The organism is Metapseudomonas otitidis (assembly GCF_900111835.1).
Taxonomy (GTDB): domain Bacteria; phylum Pseudomonadota; class Gammaproteobacteria; order Pseudomonadales; family Pseudomonadaceae; genus Metapseudomonas; species Metapseudomonas otitidis.
Window position 1 is genome coordinate 1 of sequence record NZ_FOJP01000047.1, and the last position, 1,247, is coordinate 1,247.

Annotated in this window: 1 protein-coding gene; it reads right to left on the reverse strand. The window is 59.2% G+C overall.

Going from position 1 to position 1,247, the window contains the following annotated elements:
• Positions 1-1,247, reverse strand: a 1,247-nt coding sequence (locus BM198_RS29270) for a copper resistance system multicopper oxidase (protein WP_074974307.1), incomplete at both ends; no start/stop codon positions are given.

Here is a 1,247-nt window from a genome sequence, read left to right on the forward strand (position 1 = left end):
TGGATCGGGTGAGTCATCATGGTGTCGTTGACCAGCGTGATGCGAACACGCTCGCCGTACTTGAGGCGCAGAGGCTCGGCGTCAGAGAACTTGATTCCATCGAAGGACCAGGAGAATTTCTCCATATGTCCGGTGAGGTGCAGCTCGATGGTGCGACTTGGCTCACGCCCGTCCGGATCAGGGAAGGTGCTGCGCAGGTCAGAGTAAGTAAGGACGCGCCGGCCGTTATCACGCAGACCGATACCTGGATCGTCCAGCTTGTGTGTCGGCGTCATGGTCTGCATGTCGACCAGCGGGTTATTGGTCTCTGATGCCGGGTGTGCCTGCATGGCGCCTGCCATGCCTGCCATGCCTGCCATGCCTGAATGATCCATTCCGGCCATCTGGCTATGATCCATCCCAGCCATGCCACCCTGCATGCTGCCGTGATCCATACCCGCCATGCTGCTGTGGTCCATTGCGGCCATGCTTCCGTGATCCATGCCGCCCATGCCGCCCATGCTGCCGTGATCCATACCCATGTCGCCCATCGCGATCAGTGGGCGCGGGTCGGGGCTTGGTACCGGAGCACTCAACCCTTCCTGTACCGCAAGGGTGCCGCGCGCATAGCCAGTGCGATCCATGGATTGTGCAAACACGGTATACGCCTGTTCGCTGTCTGGTTCGACGATCACGTCGTAGGTCTCGGCTACGGCGACACGGAACTCATCGACGCTGACTGGTTTGACGTGCTGGCCATCGGCCGCGACTACCGTCATTTTTAGGCCGGGGATACGCACATCGAAGTACGTCATGGCCGAGGCATTGATGAAACGCAGACGGATCTTCTCGCCCGGTTTGAATATGCCGGTCCAGTTGCCATCAGGTGCCTGGCCGTTCATCAGGTAGGTGTAGGTGTAGCCACTGACGTCGGCGAGATCAGTCGGGCTCATCTTCATTTCGGCCCACATCTTGCGGTCGGCTACGGCGGCGGACCAACCCATCTCGCTTACGTCATCAATGAAGTCGCCGACGGTGCGCTTGTGCTGGTTGTAGTAGTCCGACTGCTTCTTCAGCTTGGCCAGTACCCGCGCTGGATTTTCATCCGTCCAGTCGCTCAGCAGTACGACGTAGTCACGGTCGTAACTGAAGGACTCGGGCTCCTTGGCATCTATGACCAGCGCGCCGTATACGCCGACCTGCTCCTGCAGCCCCGAGTGACTGTGATACCAGTAGGTACCGTTCTGGTTGACCTTGAACTTGTACTC